At 68.5% G+C, this 17,368-nt stretch carries 12 protein-coding genes; 9 read left to right on the top strand and 3 right to left on the bottom strand.

Annotated elements, in window-relative coordinates:
- The 3 genes from DMX10_RS25235 to DMX10_RS25225 form a co-directional block, all read right to left on the bottom strand.
- The coding region (locus DMX10_RS25235; RefSeq protein ID WP_256604859.1) for an ABC transporter substrate-binding protein at positions 1-1,022 on the bottom strand (1,022 nt) is incomplete at its 3' end.
- A 53-nt stretch (positions 1,023-1,075) separates the two neighbouring features.
- Complete coding sequence (locus DMX10_RS25230) at positions 1,076-2,677, bottom strand: ABC transporter substrate-binding protein (protein WP_111263673.1); 1,602 nt, start codon at positions 2,675-2,677, stop codon at positions 1,076-1,078.
- Positions 2,678-2,891: 214 nt separating this feature from the next.
- Positions 2,892-3,605 carry an SIMPL domain-containing protein gene (locus tag DMX10_RS25225; protein ID WP_111263672.1) on the bottom strand — a complete coding sequence of 238 codons (714 nt, stop codon included), beginning with the start codon at positions 3,603-3,605 and terminating at the stop codon, positions 2,892-2,894.
- Positions 3,606-3,841: 236 nt separating this feature from the next.
- Here DMX10_RS25225 and DMX10_RS25220 point away from each other — a divergent pair, with 236 nt between their 5' ends.
- The 9 genes from DMX10_RS25220 to DMX10_RS25180 all read left to right on the top strand — a co-directional run bounded on the left by DMX10_RS25220 (position 3,842) and on the right by DMX10_RS25180 (position 17,325).
- Positions 3,842-5,098, top strand: a complete 1,257-nt coding sequence (locus DMX10_RS25220; protein ID WP_111263671.1) for an ATP-binding protein — start codon at positions 3,842-3,844, stop codon at positions 5,096-5,098.
- A 23-nt stretch (positions 5,099-5,121) separates the two neighbouring features.
- Complete coding sequence (locus DMX10_RS25215) at positions 5,122-5,682, top strand: response regulator transcription factor (protein WP_111263670.1); 561 nt, start codon at positions 5,122-5,124, stop codon at positions 5,680-5,682.
- A 400-nt stretch (positions 5,683-6,082) separates the two neighbouring features.
- A complete protein-coding gene (locus DMX10_RS25210) occupies positions 6,083-7,024 on the top strand; it encodes an AEC family transporter (protein ID WP_111263669.1) in 942 nt (313 codons plus the stop codon).
- Positions 7,025-7,141: 117 nt separating this feature from the next.
- Positions 7,142-7,933 (top strand): YfaP family protein, encoded by a 792-nt coding sequence (locus tag DMX10_RS25205; RefSeq protein WP_111263668.1) that lies wholly within the window; start codon positions 7,142-7,144, stop codon positions 7,931-7,933.
- A gap of 35 nt (positions 7,934-7,968) precedes the next feature.
- Positions 7,969-9,660 carry a DUF2138 domain-containing protein gene (locus DMX10_RS25200; RefSeq protein ID WP_111263667.1) on the top strand — a complete coding sequence of 564 codons (1,692 nt, stop codon included), beginning with the start codon at positions 7,969-7,971 and terminating at the stop codon, positions 9,658-9,660.
- On the top strand, positions 9,630-10,307 hold the full coding sequence (locus DMX10_RS25195) for a DUF1175 domain-containing protein (protein ID WP_111263666.1): 678 nt from the start codon (positions 9,630-9,632) through the stop codon (positions 10,305-10,307). Before DMX10_RS25200 ends, DMX10_RS25195 begins: the two co-directional genes overlap by 31 nt.
- Positions 10,304-14,872, top strand: coding sequence for an alpha-2-macroglobulin (locus DMX10_RS25190; protein ID WP_111263665.1), 4,569 nt, complete (start codon positions 10,304-10,306; stop codon positions 14,870-14,872). The genes DMX10_RS25195 and DMX10_RS25190 overlap by 4 nt, the downstream gene beginning before the upstream one ends.
- 28 nt (positions 14,873-14,900) lie before the next feature.
- Positions 14,901-16,520 (top strand): DUF2300 domain-containing protein, encoded by a 1,620-nt coding sequence (locus DMX10_RS25185; RefSeq protein ID WP_111263664.1) that lies wholly within the window; start codon positions 14,901-14,903, stop codon positions 16,518-16,520.
- Between the two features lie 4 nt (positions 16,521-16,524).
- Positions 16,525-17,325, top strand: coding sequence for a YfaP family protein (locus DMX10_RS25180; RefSeq protein ID WP_111263663.1), 801 nt, complete (start codon positions 16,525-16,527; stop codon positions 17,323-17,325).
- Positions 17,326-17,368 lie beyond the last annotated feature (43 nt).

Below are 17,368 nucleotides of genomic sequence, written 5' to 3'. Positions count from 1 at the left end.
AGGTCGCTGTTGTAGCCCAGCAGGGTGGCGGGGTAGGGGTTGACCGCAGCGCTGGCCGCGCCTTCGCCGTACTGGGCGCGGATGTAGGACTTCCTGTCGAAGGCGAGGTTGATCGCCTGGCGCACGCGCACGTCGTCCAGCGGCGGGTGGCGGGTGTTGAGGGCGACGTAGGCGACCATCAGTGCATCCTGCTCAACCAGCTTCACGCCGGGCGCGCCGCGCAGGGCGGGCACGTCGGTGGGCTTGGGGTAGAGGGCCACCTGGCAGGCGCCGGCGCGCAGTTGCTGGATGCGCACGTTCGGGTCGGGGGTGATGGCCAGCAGCAGGCGCTCGCTCGGCGGCTTGCCGTTCCAGTAGTCGGGGTTGGCGAAGAAACGCACCTGGGCGTCCTTGGCGTAGCGCTGGAAGACGAAGGGCCCGGTGCCCACCGGCTGGCTGTTGAGCGCGTCGGGCGTGCCGGCGGCCAGCAGCCTGGCGGCGTATTCGGCGGAGTAGATGGAGGTGAAGCCCATGGCCAGGTCGGCGAGGAAGGGCGCCTCGGGGTGGCGCAGGACGAAGCGCACGCGGTGCTCGTCGAGCTTCTCGATGCGTTCGATCAACTGGGCGAAGGCCATGGATTCGGCATAGGGGAAGCCCCGTGGCGAGAGTTCGTGCCAGGGATGCTTGGGGTCGAGCTGGCGCTGGAAGCTCCAGAGCACGTCGTCGGCGTTGAATTCGCGGCTGGGGGTGAACCAGGGCGTGGTGTGGAACTTCACGCCGCGGCGCAGCTGGAAGTCGTAAGTGAGGCCGTCCGGGCTGATGTCCCAGCGCTCGGCGAGGCCCGGCTGCAGGCGGGTGCTGCCGGGGGCGAACTGCACCAGGCGGTCGAAGATCGTCTCGGCGGCGGCATCGCCCGTGGTGGCGGCGGTGAACTGGACGATGTCGAAGCCTTCGGGGCTGGCTTCGGTGCAGACCACCAGGGAGCTGGCGGCGTTGCAGGCAAGCGGCAGGAGCAGGGCGAGGGACGACAGGCATCGGCGCATGGTGCTTCCCTTCGGGGTGGAGGGGCGGGGCCGGGCGGCCCCGCCGATACGGCTTACTTCTCGACGCTGACGCCGTAGAAGGAGTTGAGGCCGAAGGGGCTGATGCGGAAGTCCTTCACCGCCTTGCTCATGGGCTGGTTGACGGTGGAGTGGGCGATCGGGGTGATCGGCACTTCACGCTTGAGGATCTGCTGGGCTTCTTTATAGAGGGCGGTGCGCTTGTCCTTGTCGGTGACCGCCTTGCCCTCCTTGATCAGCTTGTCGTAGCCCTTGTCGCACCAGCGCGAGTAGTTGTTGCCGCCGATGGCATCGCAGCCGTAGAGCACGCCGAGCCAGTTGTCCGGGTCCCCGTTGTCGCCGGTCCAGCCGATCAGCAGGGCGTCGTGCTCGCCGGCCTTGGCGCGCTTGTTGTACTCGCCCCACTCGTAGGAAACGATCTTGGCCTTGATGCCGATCTTGGCCCAGTCGGCCTGGAGCATTTCGGCCATCAGCTTGGCGTTGGGGTTGTAGGGGCGCTGCACGGGCATGGCCCAGAGGGTGATCTCGGTGCCTTCGGCGACACCGGCGGCCTTGAGCAGGGCCTTGGCCTTCTCGGGGTCGTAGGCGGGATCCTTGATGCTGTCGTCGTAGGACCACTGGGTTGGCGGCATGCCGTTGGTGGCGAGCTGGCCGGAGCCCTGGTAGACGGCCTTGATGATGGCCGGCTTGTTCACCGCCATGTCCAGCGCCTGGCGCACTTCGAGCTTGTCGAAGGGTTTGTGCTCGATGTTGTAGGCGATGTAGCCGACGTTGAAGCCGGCCTGCTGGGGCACGTCGAGCTTGGGGTCCTTGCGCATGGCGTCGAGGTCGGCCGGGCGCGGGTAGGCGGTGATCTGGCATTCACCGGCCTTGAGCTTCTGGTAGCGCACCGAGGCGTCGGCGTTGATGGCGAAGATCAGGTTGTCGATCTTCACGTCCTCGGGCTTCCAGTAGTCCTTGTTGCCCTTGTAGCGGATCTGCGCGTCCTTCTGGTAACGGCTGAAGACGAAGGGGCCGGTGCCGATGGGCTTCTGGTTGAGGTCGGCGGCCTTGCCGGCCTTGAGCAGCTGGTCGGCGTATTCGGCGGAGTGGATGGAGGCGAAGCTCATGGCCATGTTCTGGATGAAGGCTGCGTCCACGGTGTTGAGGGTGAAGCGCACGGTGTGCGCGTCGAGCTTCTCCAGCTTGGCGATGTTGGCGTCCATGCCCATGTCGGTGAAGTAGGGGAACTCGGTGGGGTACGCCTTGCGGAAGGGGTGGTCCTTGTCGAGCATGCGCTGGAAGGTGAAGAGCACGTCGTCGGCGTTGAATTCGCGGGTGGGCTTGAAGTAGTCGGTGCTGTGGAACTTAACGCCCGGGCGCAGGTGGAAGGTGTAGGTCAGGCCGTCGTCGGAGATGTCCCATTTCTCCGCCAGGCCGGGTTCGACCGCTGTGCCGCCGCGCTCGAACTGGGTGAGGCGGTTGAAGACCGCTTCGGCCCCCGCGTCGAAGTCGGTGCCGGTGGTGTACTGGCCGGGGTCGAAGCCAGCGGGGCTGCCTTCGGAACAGAAGACCAGGTTGCTGGCGGCGCTGGCGAGCGGGGCGGCGGCGATCAGGCCGGCGGCGAGCAGCGCTTGGATGACGGCGTTTTTACGCATTTTGACCTCATGTCTTGTTGTGGTTGTCATCGTGAGGGGTCCCTTCGTGAGGGACCTTGCAAGAACCTATGCACGGCACATGCCTGAGGCAAGCCGAGGGCAGGGGAGAGTGTAGAAGCTGTGACGAAGGTGTAAGGCGGTGTCGCAAATATGCAAATGAGGGGCGCGGGAATGAAAGGGAGCCGCGCCGTTGCAGCGCGGCTCCCGCCCGGAATCAGGGCATCTGCACCTCAATGACGCCGTCGGCGTTGACGGTCACCCGGCTGGTACCGGCCTCGACTTCCGGTGCCGGGGCGCTGTCGTACATCGACGACTTGGCGGCCATGGCGCGCATCATCACCGGCTGCGGCTGGAAGCCGGCGCTGTTGAGGTTGAGGCTGACCAGCTTGTAGCCGCTGCCGCCGAGGGCTTCCGTGGCCAGCTGGGCACGGGCCTTGAAGGCATCCACGGCCTGCTTGATCAGGGCGTCCTCGTTCTTCTTGCGGGTCGGGTCGGCGATGCTGAAGTCCATGCCGCCCATCTTCAGGGTGCCCATCAGGTCGGCGCTGAGCTGGGAGAGGGTGGCGAAGTCGGGGCTTTCCAGGCGCAGTTCGGCGCGCTCGCGCCAGCCGGTGATCTTCTGGCCCTTGTCGTCGTAGACCGGGTAGCTGTTGCGGCTGCCCAGGCTTACCGATACGCCATTGGTGGCGCGGGCCTTCTCCACCGCGGCGTTGATGGTGCGGGTGATTTCGGCGGCGAGCTTGGCCGGGTCGGCGCTCTGGGATTCGCTGTAGAGGGTCACGTGCATCAGGTCGTGGGCCACTTCCTGGCTGACCTCGGCGCGCAGCGCCACCTGGTTGTAGCGGGCGTCCTCGGCCTGGGCGCAGAGGCTGCCGAAGGTCGCGGCGCACAGGGTGATGGCAGCGGCGAGGCGGGTGATGGCTTGCATAACGGCTCCTTGTGAGAGGCAGTGGGTGCACGGATTGTGCAGCAGTCACGGGGTTAGACGCAGGTCCGCTGCGATCGGGGTTAAGACCCGGAACATTTTTTTGCGTTCCGGGCAGGGCCAGTGGAACGAAGCCCCGTCGTCGGCCGACGGAAGGCATGCGACGATGCGGCGAGTTGACGCATATCAGCGGAGCGCGCGACGCCTTGGTTATACTCCGCCGACGCCTTGGAGTGCCCATGCTCGAACCCTTGCCCCTCTTGTCCGCCAGCCGGCAGAACCTGCTGCGCCTGACCTTCATCCGCATCCTCGTGCTGGCCGCCCAGGCCGGTTCGGTGGGGCTCGCCTACAAGGCCCAGCTGCTGCAGCTGCCCTGGCTGGAGCTGTCGGTCACCCTCGGTGTATCGGTCATCCTGTGCCTGAGCACCGCCCTGCGCCTGCGCGGGCCCTGGCCGGTCACCGAGCTTGAGTATTCGGTGCAGCTGGCCTGCGACCTGGTCATCCACAGCGTGCTGCTCTATTACTCGGGCGGCTCGACCAACCCCTTCGTTTCCTACTACCTGGTGCCGCTGACCATCGCCGCCGCCACGCTGCCCTGGCTCTACACCCTGGTGCTGGCAGGCATGGCGCTTGCCGCCTACACCCTGCTGCTGGTGTGGTTCCACCCGCTGGAGATGCCGGTGGCCCAGCGCGAGACCCTGCTGATCTACGGCATGTGGCTGAGCTTCGCCCTGGCTGCTGCGCTGATCACCTTCTTCGCCGCACGGATGACCGAGGAGCTGCGTCGGCAGGACCAGCTGCAGTCCGTGCGCCGGGAAGAGGGCATGCGCGACCAGCAGCTGCTGGCCGTGGCCACCCAGGCCGCCGGCGCCGCCCATGAGCTGGGCACGCCGCTGGCGACCATGAGCGTGCTGCTCAAGGAACTGCGCCAGGAATACGGCGACAAGCCGTCCCTGCAGGATGACCTGGCCCTGCTGCAGGAGCAGGTGCGCCTGTGCAAGGACACCCTGCAGCAGCTGGTGCGTGCCGCCGAGGCGGATCGACGCCAGGCGGTGGTGGAGCAATCGGTGGTGGAGTGGATGGAAGTCACCCTCAACCGCTGGCACCTGATGCGCCCCGAGGCCACCTATCGCTACCAGTGCCTGGGCATCGGCCAGCCGCCCCGGCTCATGCCGCCGGCCGACCTGACCCAGGCCCTGCTGAACCTGTTGAACAATGCTGCCGACGCCTGCCCGGACAAGCTCGACATCCGCATCAACTGGGATCACCAGTGGATGGTGCTGAGCATCCGTGACCATGGCGCCGGCGTGCCCCTGGCCATCGCCGAACAGCTCGGCCGGCCCTTCTTCACCACCAAGGGCAAGGGCTTCGGCCTCGGCCTGTTCCTCAGCCAGGCCAGCGTCACCCGCGCCGGCGGAACCGTGAAGCTGTACAACCATGAAGATGGCGGTACCCTCACCGAGTTGCGCCTGCCCCGTGGTTACGGCGTTGTCTGAGCTTGAATCCGCGAGGAGTCCAAATGAGCGATGAACCCCTGATCGAAGGCGAAGAACAGCCCCACCTGCTGCTGGTGGACGACGACGCCACCTTCACCCGTGTCATGGCCCGTGCCATGAGTCGCCGTGGCCTGCGGGTCTCGGTCGCCGGCTCGGCCGAGGAAGGCCTGGTCCTGGCCAGGGACGACCTGCCCGACTACGCCGTGCTCGACCTGAAGATGGAGGGCGACTCCGGCCTGGTGCTGCTGCCCAAGCTGCTGGAGCTGGACCCGGAGATGCGCGTGGTGATCCTCACCGGCTATTCGAGCATTGCCACCGCCGTGGAAGCCATCAAGCGCGGCGCCACCAACTACCTGTGCAAGCCGGCCGATGCCGACGACGTGCTGACCGCGCTGCTGTCCCAGCATGCCGACCTGGACACCCTGGTGCCGGAAAACCCGATGTCGGTGGACCGCCTGCAGTGGGAGCACATCCAGCGGGTGCTGGCCGAGCACGATGGCAACATCTCCGCCACCGCCCGTGCCCTGGGCATGCACCGCCGCACCTTGCAGCGCAAGCTGCAGAAGCGCCCGGTGCGTCGCTGACGCCGAAGCGCGGTTCCCCGTAGCCCGGGCTTCAGCCCGGAGTGCGGCCGCCGACATGTCCCGGACTGAAGTCCGGGCTACGTCATCGCTTTCGTCGGGGCGACCTCGGCTCGTAGGTTGGGCTGAGGGACGAAGCCCAACGATACGGAGCCCCAGGCACGACCTTGTGCCGATCCTGGCCCCGCTTGGTGGAGGTGAAGAGCGACCTCCACCCTACGCAGCGATCATGCCCATGTGCTGGCCCGGCTGGTCATTGTAGAAGCGAATTCATTCGCGATCGGGCTTTCCCCTAACGCCATGGGCTGGCTTTTCTCTGCCCTGAAAGCTTCACGAAAGCCACTTGCCGCCCCGACTTGGTTATCCTTAGCCGCCTAACTATCCCCGCGCGCCAGGCCTTTCCATGTTCGCCGTCGTCCAGCAAATCATCGGCATCACCGCGCCGGTCTTTTCCATGCTTTTCCTTGGTGTGCTGCTGCGTCGCCTGCGCTGGATCGACGCGCCCTTCATCGATACCGCCTCCTCGCTGGTGTTCCGCGGCACCATGCCGACCATGCTGTTTCTCGCCATCGTCCAGGCCGACCTGCGCACGGCGTTGCAGCCCCGGCTGATCGGCTACTTCGTCCTGGCCACGCTGATGTGCTTCGGCCTGGCCTGGCTCTGGGCGACCTGGCGGGTGCCGAAGGCGGACCGCGGCGTCTACACCCAGGGTGCCTTCCGCGGCAACAACGGCATCATCGGTCTGGCCCTGGCCACCAGCATGTACGGCGACTACGGGCTCTCGGTGGGTGGGGTGCTCGGGGGCGTGGTGATCCTCTGCTACAACACCCTGTCCTCGGTGGTGCTGGCCCTCTACGCGCCCAACGCCAAGACCGACCCCTGGAGCCTGTCCAAGAGCATCCTCGGCAACCCGCTGATCATCGGTGTGCTGGCGGCCATCCCGGTGGCCTACCTGCAGTTGCCGCTGCCGGCCTGGGTGGTCACCTCCGGCGAGTATTTCGCGCAGATGACCCTGCCGCTCGCGCTGATCTGCATCGGCGGCACCCTGTCCCTGGCCTCCCTGCGCGCGAGCGGGCCGATGGCGCTGAGCGCCAGCCTGATGAAGATGGTCTGGCTGCCCCTGGTGGCCACGCTCGGCGCCTGGGCCTGCGGCTTCCGCAATGCCGAACTGGCGATCCTCTTCCTCTATTTCGCCAGCCCCACGGCGGCGGCCAGCTTCGTCATGGCGCGCGCGGTGAACGGCAATCACGAACTGGCGGCGGCGATCATCGTGATCACCACGCTGGCGGCGGTGATCACCACCAACGTCGGCCTGCTGACGTTGCAGCTGATGGGGCTGATCTAGCTTTCCGGGGTTAGATGTTTCAAATTGTGAGGGACTTCCGACTCCTCATCGCCCCGGATTGCGCGGCTCCCCATCAGGCTCTAGCATCAGCGCCTTTGCGCCATTAAAGGATTAAACATGCGCGCCCCCTTCCTGCTCTGCCTGACGTTCCTGGCTTCCCTGGCCCAGGCTGCAGAACCGTCTGCGACGCTGGAGGGGCCGACCGCCGGCTGGCGCTACGCCGGGCTGCTGGACCGCAGCGAGAACCCCGCCGTCGCCTACCCCACGCCGCCCATCGACCGAGGCGGCCAGCGCAACCGCACCCTGATCGAAGGCCGCCTGGCCAACCTCGGCCAGGTGCGCCAGCCGCACCGCCTGGTGGTCAACGGCAACCCGCTGCCTCTCTACACCGACGACCAGGGCCGCTTCGTCCGCCCCTACGCCTTCGGCGCCGGCTCCAACGGCGTCGAGCTGGTGTCCGGCGATGGCAAGTCCCTCCGCCGCGTGCAGTTCTACGAGGCCAACACCCATCGCACCCCGGCGCGCCTGCGCGTCGTGCTTGGCTGGGACGACCCCAAGGCCGAGCTCGACCTGCACATCATCACCCCCGACGGCCAGCATGCCTTCTGGGCGGACCCGGTGATGAGCAACGGCGGCGGCCTGGACACCGACAGCGTCGACGGCCCGGGGCCGGAGATGTTCACCATGACCGCGCCGCTGCACGGCACCTACCTGGTGTACGTCAACTACTGGGGCAACCTGGGCGCCGGCGGCTACAACTTCGACGCCGGCAGCAACCAGAACGAGGTGATCACCTCGCAGATCAGCCTGGTGTTCAACGAGAACACCGTGAATGAGAAGCGCGAGAGCTTCCTCGTCCCGTTGCGTGCCATCGGCGAGCTGCTGCTCGTCAAATCCTTCAATTTCTGATGTCCCGACGCTTGGATGAACTGGGGTTATTCGACATGAGCCAGACCACCACACCCGAACCGGCCCGCCGCCCGGTCCTGGCACGCCACCCGCGCGCCCTGGCCGCCGGCCTGCTGCTGCCGCTGGCCGCCTTCGGCCTGCTGGGCGGGTGCTCGAAGGAACCGCCGCGCGAGCTGGCCGAGAAGAGTGCCCTGGGCCTCGACCTCAAGCGCCCCGATGCGCTGATCGAGAGCGTCTCGCTGAGCCGCCTGCCCAAGGACATCCTCGCCGTGCCGCTCTTGCGCGACACCCTGACCGAGGACTTCGTCTTCTACTACCAGGACAACGCCGACCGCCTCGGGCTCGCCGGCAGCCTGCGGCGGATCATCTACGAGCGTGACCTCAAGCTGCAGGACACGCTGCTGGACGAGTTGCTCGACCAGCCCGCCGAAGTCGCCCTGTGGCGCGGCGCCGACGGCAAGCTCAAGCACGTGCTGCTGACCATCGAGCGCGGTGGCCTGGCGCGGGTGCTGGAGCCCCTGGCCCACGTCGCCCTCGACGACAGCCAACTGAGCCAGGCCGGCGAGCTGCGCGTGGACGGCGATGCCGTGCCGCTCTACCGCCTGAGCTACCTGGGCGACCGCTCCGTGCTGCTGGCCAGCCACGGCGACAAGCTGCTGGTGCTGTCCAGCCCCGGCATGCTGATGGATGAAGCCGGCCAGTTGGCCAAGGACGCCACCGAGTCGGTGGAATCCCTGCTGGACGGCGAGAACCCCTTCCCCGAGCGCTTCGGCCTGGATGCCCGTGGCACCGAGCAGCAGCGCATCGCCCTGGGCGGCGAGTACGTCGCCTTCGGCTACCAGCGCTTCTTCCCGTCCTTCGCCGGGCTGCGTTTCGAGATGGACGACAAGGGCTGGCACAGCTACGTCGCCCTCAACGACGTCGACGACCAGCCGGCCTTCGACTTCGCCCCCATCTGGAAGGCCATGCCGATGGGCGCCAGCGCCTGCGTCGCCCTGCCGGTGGCACCGGGCGTGCCCGGCAAGCTGCTGGACCGCGTCGGTGCCGGCAAGGAGGTCGCCGCCGAGCTGGAGAAACGCCTGAACGGCGCGGCCGGCCTCTGCTGGTACGCCGAATCGCGCCTGCACTCGCCGCTGCTGGTCACCCAGCTGGGCGAGAAGGTGACGCCTGAACTGGATACCGCCATCGAGGGCCTGTTCGGCTCGGTGATCGGCGCCTACGAACCCTATGTCGAGGGCGGCCGCTTCCCGGTGGACGACCAGACCCAGGGCGAGACCCGGCGCTGGACCCGCGATGTCGGCTCCAACTTCGGCCAGTACCCGGCCAGCGAGAACGCCAACCCGGACGCCCTGGGCTCCAGCGGCTTCTTCCGGGTGAGCCTGGCGCGCCATGGCGACACCCTGCTGTTCTCCCTCGACGACAAGCTGGTGACCAAGGGCCTGGATACCCTCGACAAGCGCTTCCCGCCGCTGGCCGAGACCCTGCCCAAGGACGCCCTGGTGCCGGCCTTCATGGCCCCCGACGGCCTGTCCAAGCTGCTCGAGCGCGAAACCCTCGACAGCCTGCCGAGCAACTACGAACCGGTGTTCCGCAACGCGGCCGAAACCCACCTGCTGCCCAAGCTGCGGGCCCTGGGTGGCCATGGCAAGTACGCCCTGGCGCTGCCTGAGGGCACCAAGACCGGCTCCGACCGGCAATGGCTGCCGCTGGAGTGGCGCCCGCTGTGACCCGCACCCTGGCTCGCCTGCCGCTGGGCCTTGCCGCGCTGTTGATGGCGTGGAGCCTGGCCGTGCGCGCCGAGGACGTCCCCGCGCTGGACGCCGAGCAGTCCCAGGTGTTCCGCGCCTGGTTCGTGCGCATCGCCCAGGAGCAGCTGCGCCAGGGGCCGAGCCCGCGCTGGCACCAGCAGGACTGCGCCGGCCTGGTGCGCTTTGCCGCCAACGAGGCGCTCAAACCCCACGACGGCAAGTGGCTGCGCGCCAACGGCCTGTCCAACCGCTACCTGCCGCCGGAGCTGGACCTGACCGACGGCCAGCGCCGCCTGGCACAGACCTGGCAGCAGGGCGGCGGCAAGGTCGGGCCCTATGTGAATGCCATCAAGCTGATCCAGTACAACAGCCGGTTCGCCGGCCGCGACCTCAACCAGGCGCGGCCCGGCGACCTGATCTTCTTCGACCAGGGCGACGAGCAGCACCTGATGATCTGGATGGGGCGCGACATCGCGTACCACACCGGAACCACCACGCCGACCGATAACGGCATGCGCTCCGTGAGCCTGCAACAACTCATGACATGGAAGGACACCCGATGGATCCCCGACGAATCCAACCCCAACTTTATCGGCATCTATCGGCTGCACTTCCTCTCCCGATGATTGCCGCCCGCCTGCTGCGCCGCGCCGCCACCCTGTCGGCGGCGACCCTGCTCGCCCTGGCCTTGCCCTTCGGCAGCGCCCAGGCCGATGACGAGGTGCCGTCCAGCGGTTACACGCCGCTCTCGGGGGAATCCTTCTTCCTCCTGGCCGACAGCAGCTTCGCCACCGACGAGGTGGCCAGGGTGCGCCTCGAAGCACCAGGCCGCGACTACCGCCGCTACCGCATGGAAGGCTACGGTGGCGTCGACGTGCGGGTGTACCGCATCGACAACCCGCTGGACTTCCTCAAGCGCCAGAAGAACCTGCACCGGGTGGTCGCCGAGGGCGACTTCAAGGGCGAGGGCCTGTCCAACACCCTCGGCTACCTGTGGGACAACTGGTACCGCAAGTCGCGGCGGGTGATGCAGCGCGCCTTCTCCTACGAGTCGCGCAAGCAGGTCACCGAGGAAGCGCCCGAGCTGAAGATGGGCGACGCCATCCGCCAGCCCACCGAGTTCACCCCGCAGGTGCAGTACGCCCCCATGAAGGGCCTGCCCCTGGTCGCGCAGTTCCGCTACCCGCTGTGGGAAGCCAAGCCCATCGAGCCGCCCAAGGGCGTCGAGCTGGCCGGCTCCTCCAGCCAGTTCACCAACGTCCAGCCGGGTAACGTCTACATCCCCCTGGGCAAGCTCAAGCCCGGCCTGTACCTGGCCGAGGCCATCGTCGGCAAGTACCGCGCCACCACCGTGGTGTTCGTTTCCAACACCGTTGCCGTGAGCAAGATCGCCGGCGGCGAGCTGCTGGTATGGACGGCGCACAAGCACCAGGGCACCCCGGTCGCCGGGGCCAAGGTGCTGTGGACCGACGGCCTGGGCGTGATGACCAGCGGCAGCACCGACGCCGAGGGCCTGCTGCGCCTCGGCCATGCCAGCCCGGAACGTTCCTACCTGCTGGGCGAGGATGCCGAGGGCGGCGTGTTCGTCTCCGAGAACTTCTATTACGACAGCGAGATCTACGACACCAAGCTCTACGCCTTCACCGACCGCCCGCTGTACCGCCCGGGGGACTGGGTGGAAGTGAAGATCGTCGGCCGCGAGTTCAAGAACGCCCGCGATTCGGTGGCGCCCGGCGCCGCACCGATCAAGCTCGCCGTGCTCGACGCCAACGGCACTCAGTTGCAGACCCTCGACCTGAACCTGGACTCCAGGTCCGGCACCGCCAGCCGCTTCCAGCTGCCGCAGAACGCCGTGGCCGGCGGCTACGAGCTGCGCTTCACCTACCGCGAGCAGGTCTACAGCAGCGCCTTCCGCGTCGCCGAGTACATCAAGCCGCACTTCGAGGTGTCGCTGGACCTGGCCAAGCCCGACTTCCGCACCGGCGAGCCGGTCAAGGGCGCCCTGGTGCTGCTCTACCCGGATGGCAAGCCGGTGGCCAACGCCAAGCTGCAACTGAGCCTGCGCGCCCAGCAGCTGTCGATGATCGACAACGAGCTGCAGTACCTCGGCCAGTTCCCCATCGAGCTGAGCACCAGCGAACTGACCACCGACGCCAAGGGCCGTGCCGAGATCGACCTGCCGGCAGCCGAAAAGCCCAGCCGCTACCTGCTCACCGTGTTCGCCAGCGATGGCGCCGCGTACCGGGTCAAGACCAGCAAGGAAATCCTCATCGAGCGTGGCGCTGCCCGCTACGCCCTGACCGCCCCGCAGCGCTTCAGCAGCGCCGGCGAGTCGGTGCGCTTCACCTACCGCAGCGAGCGCCCGACCGAGCTCAAGCCCGCGCGCTACGACTGGGTACGCCTGGAGGACCAGAGCAGCCACAGCGGCAACCTGGGCGAAGGGGACGAAGGTTTCGACCTCAAGTTCGAGCGCCCCGGCACCTACAGCATCACCCTCAAGGACGAGCACGGCCTGATCCTCGGCGCCACCGGCCACTCGGTGAGCGGCGATGGCGTCAAGTCCGTGGCCGGCACCATCGAGATCGTGCTGGACAAGGCCGAGTACCAGGCCGGTGACGAGGCCCTGGCCCTGATCACCTTCCCCGAGCCGGTGAGCGACGCGCTGCTGACCCTGGAGCGCGACAAGGTCGAGGCCACCGCGCTGCTGTCCAAGGGCGGCGACTGGCTGAAGATCGAGCGCCTGTCCGATACCCAGTACCGCGCGCGCATCCCGGTGGGCGAGACCTTCTCGCCGAACATCACCTTCTCCGCGCTCTACACCCGTGGCGGCGACTACAGCTTCCAGAACGCCGGCATCAAGGTGGCGACGCCGCAGATCGACATCCAGATCGTCGCCGACAAGGAAAACGCCCGCCCCGGCGACCTGGTCACCGTCGAGCTGACCACCCGCTACGCCGGCAAGCCGACCGCCTCGCGCCTCACCGTCAGCGTGGTGGACGAGATGATCTATGCGCTGCAGCCGGAGATCGCCCCGGGCATCGACCAGTTCTTCTACCACCCGCGTCGCAACAACGTGCGCACCAGCGCCAGCCTGTCGTTCATCGCCTACGACCTGGCCCTGCCCGGCACGCCCAGCGCCCCGGGCCGCGCCAACCGCAGCGACCGTGGCGTGAAGGTGCTGGAGCGCCCGCGCCGCGAGGAAGTCGACACCGCCGCCTGGGAGCCCGACCTCGTCACCGATGCCGACGGCAAGGCGCGCTTCAGTTTCCGCATGCCCGACTCGCTGACCCGCTGGCGCATCACCGCCCGCGCCGTCAACGCCGATGGCCAGGTCGGCCAGAAGCGTCAGTTCGTGCGTTCCGAGAAGCCGCTGTACCTGAAGTGGAGCGGCCCGGCCACCTACCGTGGCGGTGACAAGCCGGCCCTCGGCCTGTTCGCCTTCAACCAGGGTGAAACCGGTGCCAAGGCCGAACTGGTGACCCGCTACAACGGCCAGGAACAGCGCACTCCGGTGGAACTGGCCAAGGGCATCAACTACCTGCCGCTGGCCGAGACCGCCCTGGTGAATGGCGACTTCCATGCCGAGCTGGTTCAGGACGGCCAGGTCGTCGATGCCCTGGACGTCGCCCTGCACCTGGCCGCCAGCGGCTGGCAGAGCGCCCAGGCGAAGACCGTCGTCGCCTACGCCGGCAAGACCGAGCTGGGCTTGCCGGCCGACGCCAGCGCCATCCGCCTGCGCCTCGACGACAGCGGCCGCTCCCTGTTCAAGGGGGCGCTCGATGACCTGCTCGGCTACCCCTACGGCGGCGTCGAGCAGACCGCCAGCCGCCTGCTGCCGCTGTCCCTGGCCTACCCGACCCTGGCCCAGGGCGAGCCGCGCGTGCGCGACCGCCTGCGCCTGATCATGCAGAACAGCCGCCTGCGCCTGGTGCAGATGGCCGGCCCCGAAGCGTCCTTCACCTGGTGGGGCGACGAGGCGGATGCCGATGCCTTCCTCACCGCCTACGCCTACTATGCCGACTGGTACGCCAGCCGCGCCCTGGAGGTGCAGCTGCCGGCGGAACACTGGCAGCGCGTGCTGGACGTCTACGCTGCCCAGGCACCGACCACGCCGTTGCTGCAGCGCGCGCTGATCCTCGGCTTCGCCCGCGAGATGCAGCTGCCGGTCAACACCCTGATGGAGGGCCTGATGGCCGACCTGGCCGCCGCCGGGGAGGGCAGCGACCAGGCCCTGTCGGACGACGGCAGCCAGAGCCTGGTGATGGCCGCGCCGGATTCGGCCCTGGGCCTCGCGACCGCGCGGGTGCTCACCCTCGGCCTGGCGCGCCAGGTGCAGGCCAAGGTGCCGGACGCACTGGCTGCCCAGGCCGCTGCGGCCCGCGAGCGCCTGGCCGCCAGCCAGCAACCCTTCACCGAGGCCGTCGGGCTGTACGTCAACGGTGCCGATCGCCAGCGCGCCGCCGCGCTGCTCAAGCGCCTGGCGCCTGGCCAGGCAACCCTGGAGCGCGCCCTGGCGCTGACCTGGCTGCAACGTTCCCTCGGCCAGGACGACGAAGAGATCGCGCTCAAGCCCCAGGGCGACTGGCGCGCGGCCGAAGGCACCAGCGGCGAAGGCTACTGGCTCTGGCAGGGCCAGGGCGTGCCCGCTGAACTGGAACTGCCGGCCGACCTGCCGCACCCGGTGGACGTGCGCCTGGACTTCAACAGCGCCCAGGCCGCCCCGGCGAAGCTGGACGTGGAGATCTCCCGCAGCCTGATGCGCCTGGTTCCCGGCGAGGAGCCCTTCAGCTTCACTGCCGAGGAGGTGAAGCCGGAGGACATCTCCAGCGACGACCTCTACCTGGACACCATCGTGCTCACCAGCAAGGGCGAGCGCGCGCTGCGCTACGGCATGCTCGAAGTGCCGCTGCCGCCGGGCGCCGATGTCGAGCGCACCACCTGGGGCATCAAGATCTCCGGCCTGGGTGGCGAGGAAGCCGAGACCCTGGAGCGTGCACGCAACGAGCCGGGCCAACTGCTCTACGCGGTGCCGGTGGACAGCCTGCAGGGCAGCGTGGTGCTGCAGCACCTGGTGCGCTTCTCGCAGAAAGGCTCCTTCGAGCTGCCGCCGGCCCGCTACCAGCGCCTCTACGCTCCCCAGGAGCAGGCGCTGGAGAGCGAACCGGCGCTCGGACGGATCAAGGTTGACTAGGACGCGACACCTGGCCGGGGTCCTGCTGATGCTGGCGGCCCCGCTGCTGCACGCCGGCGAGGCGCCTTTGAACCTCGCCTGGCGTGGGCCCCAGGGCAACGAGCTGCTGCAGCTGGACCGCAGCCGGGTGCTCACGCGCGGGGCCCTGCCCGCCGAGCGCCAGACGCCGCTGGGCAGCCTGTGGAAACTGTTCGTCTACGCCTACCTCGTGGATAACGCGCGTCTCGACCCCGGCTACCAGTGCAAGGGCCAGGATCGCGACGAGGTCTATTGCTGCAACCCCGGCGAGCGCATCGACCGGGACCAGGCGCTGGTGAAGTCCTGCGGCCTGTATTTCTCTTCCCCCGACCTGCACCTCGACCCCGCCGACTGGTCGCGCTACTGGCGCGAGCGCCAGGGCGCCGGCTGGTTGCAACGCCTGGACCAGCTGCAGCCCCAGGCCCGGGTGCCGGTGAGCGAGCTGCTGGACGAGCTGGCCCACCTGCCGGCCCAGGCCCAGGCGCGCCAGGTGCTGCTCGACGTGCCCCTGGCCGCCCCCGACTCCGCCGCGCTGGGGGCCCTCGGTGGCCGCCTGCGGGCCAAGACCTGGAGCTGGCTCGCCGATGGCGACGCCCAGGCGCGCCAGGGTGGTTTCGCCGGCTGGCTGGCCGACGGCACGCCTGTCTGGGCCGGTGGACCGGGCACCAGCCAGCGGGTGCTCAAGGATTACGCCGAGGTGCTCGGGCAGACGCTGCCCACGACCTGGCCGGCGGAAACCGGCGCTTGCGTCGAGGTCGGCCTGTTCACCCGCTACCCGGTGCGCCAGGTGCGCCACGAGGGGCAAGCGGCCGCCGTGGCGCCGGGCATGCTCCGGGGGCGCTACGAGGTGGAGTTCGCCAACGGCAACCGCCTGCCCATCGAGAGCGACGGCGAACTGTTCCTCGAGCGCCAGGGCGACACCCTGCAGCTAACCGCCCACCTGCAGCGCGAGGACTACGTGGCCCGCGTGCTGCAACGCGAGGCCTCGGCGCAGCCGGCGGAAGCGGCCAAGGCCCTGACCGTGGCCATCCGCACCTACCTGCAGCAGAACGCCGGCCGCCGTGGCGACTGCCTGAGGATCGACGACAGCAGCGCCAGCCAGCGCGTGGCACCGCGCCCGGCCACGCCCGAGGCCCGTGCCATCGTCGCCTGGACCGCCGACCTGGTGCTGGCCGGCAGCCCGGTCACCTACCACAGCGACAAGCCGGGCCCGCATCGCCTGGCCTGGCAGCAGGCGGTGCAGCAGGCCGGCGAAGGCCTGCGCTACGACGCCATCCTGGCCCGCGCCTTCCCCCGTGCCAGCCTCAGCCGCTGGGACAAGCCCGTGGCCGCCTGCCAGGCACTGCCCAACGCCGAGGCGTGGCTGCGCACGCAGCGCCGCGGCTGGCGCGCCACCCTGGACGCCGAGCCCGGTTATGACGAGATCCAGCAATTCGCCGTGTGCCGCCTGGCCTCCGGCAAGCCCCATGTCGACCGTGAGCGGCGGCGCATCTTCGTGCGCGGCCTGTTCTCCCTGCAGGACCGCCTCGACCTGACCCACGAATACCTGCACCTGGCCTTCGAGGCCCACCCCAATGGCCAGGACGAAGACTATGTCGAACGCCTCGCCCGCCACCTGTTACTGGAATGACCCCATGCGCCTGCGCCCCGGATACCTCGCCCCCCTGCTACTCAGCCTGATCCCCCTGGCCGCCAGTGCCGAGGTGCGCATCGACACGCCTCGCGGCGGCTGGCGCGAGGGCAGCGGCGACGGCGCGCACTTCATGCAGCAGGTCAACTACCCGGCATCCTCGGTGAACGTCGCCGAGGACCAGGCCGATACCGCGCGCATCAAGGGCGCCATCAGTGGCCTGTCGAAGGCGCCGCAAGGCCCGGGCCGGCTGGTGGTCAACGGCATCGACATGCCGCTGAAGATCAACGAGGACGGCGGCTTCGACCGCCCCTTCGTGTTCCCGGCCGGCAGCAACAGCGTCGAGGTGCAGAGCCCCGACGGCCAGCAGAAGCGCCGCGTGCAGTTCTACAGCCTCGGTCGCGGCGGGGTTTCGGCGCGCCTGCGCGTGGTGCTGTCCTGGGACAGCGACAACACCGACCTCGACCTGCACCTGGTGACCCCGGATGGCGGCCACGTGTGGTATGGCGAGCGCTCCCTGGCCAACGGCGCGGCCCTGGACGTGGACGTGACCACCGGCTACGGCCCGGAAATGATCGCCACCCCGACCCCGCTCAAGGGCCAGTACCTGGTCTACGTGAACTACTACGGCGGTGGCTACCGCAGCGAAGAGGACGGCAGCAGCTCGCCGGGCCAGGCGCTGACCATCGGCCAGATCACCGTGATCAGCGAAGAGGGCACGCCCAACGAGAAGCAGCAGAGCTTCCTCGTGCCCATGCGCCAGCCGGGGGAGCTGACCCTGGTGAAGAGCTTCAGCTATCCCTGATCGGGTGAGCCTGGGGTGCGCTATTGATGGGTTTCGCGGTGCT

It is taken from the genome of Pseudomonas sp. 57B-090624 (assembly GCF_003234055.1).
Classification (GTDB): domain Bacteria; phylum Pseudomonadota; class Gammaproteobacteria; order Pseudomonadales; family Pseudomonadaceae; genus Metapseudomonas; species Metapseudomonas tohonis.
This window is presented reverse-complemented; position numbering and strand designations above follow the sequence as displayed.